This is a genomic window from Pseudomonas edaphica, from assembly GCF_005863185.1.
Taxonomy (GTDB): Bacteria; Pseudomonadota; Gammaproteobacteria; order Pseudomonadales; family Pseudomonadaceae; genus Aquipseudomonas; species Aquipseudomonas edaphica.
Genome location: NZ_VBVZ01001062.1, coordinates 1 through 905, shown reverse-complemented (window position 1 = coordinate 905; position 905 = coordinate 1). Strand labels below are relative to the sequence as shown.

Annotated in this window: 1 protein-coding gene; it reads left to right on the top strand. The window is 64.6% G+C overall.

The window, feature by feature from the left end; all coding sequences use genetic code 11:
- A partial coding sequence (locus FEM54_RS33250) for a helicase-related protein (RefSeq protein WP_276614991.1) occupies positions 1 to 870 on the top strand: 870 nt, incomplete at its 5' end.
- Positions 871 to 905 lie beyond the last annotated feature (35 nt).

Below are 905 nucleotides of genomic sequence, written 5' to 3'. Positions count from 1 at the left end.
GTGCAACAGCGCCTGGCCTTGCGCCAGAAAGGCGTGGGCGGGCGCATGAACCCGCACCAGTTGATCATGACCGCCACACCAATCCCGCGCACCTTGGCGATGAGCGCCTACGCCGACCTCGACACGTCGATCCTCGATGAGCTGCCGCCCGGCCGCACGCCGGTCAATACCGTGCTGGTCACCGACACGCGCCGCGTCGAGGTCATCGAACGCGTGCGCGGCGCCTGCGCCGAAGGCCGTCAGGCGTATTGGGTGTGCACGCTGATCGAAGAATCCGAAGAGCTGACCTGCCAGGCCGCCGAGACCACGTTTGAGGACCTCACCAGTGCCCTGGGCGAGCTGAAGGTCGGGCTGATCCACGGGCGCATGAAGCCTGTGGAAAAAGCCGCGGTGATGGCCGAGTTCAAAGCTGGCAACCTGCAACTGCTGGTAGCCACCACGGTGATTGAAGTCGGCGTGGACGTGCCCAACGCCAGTTTGATGATCATCGAAAACCCCGAGCGCCTGGGCCTGGCCCAACTGCACCAACTGCGCGGCCGTGTCGGCCGGGGCAGCGCCGCCAGCCACTGCGTGCTGCTGTACCACCCGCCGCTGTCCCAGATCGGCCGTCAGCGCCTGGGCATCATGCGCGAGACCAACGACGGTTTTGTCATCGCCGAAAAAGACCTCGAACTGCGCGGGCCCGGCGAAATGCTTGGTACTCGCCAGACCGGCCTGCTGCAATTCAAGGTCGCCGACCTGATGCGCGATGCCGACTTGCTGCCCGCTGTGCGTGATGCGGCGCAAGCGCTGCTGGAGCGTTGGCCGGAACATGTCAGCCCCTTGCTCGATCGCTGGCTCAGGCATGGGCAGCAATACGGCCAAGTGTGACGCCTGACTCACTTATCCAACCAACAGTTGTATCA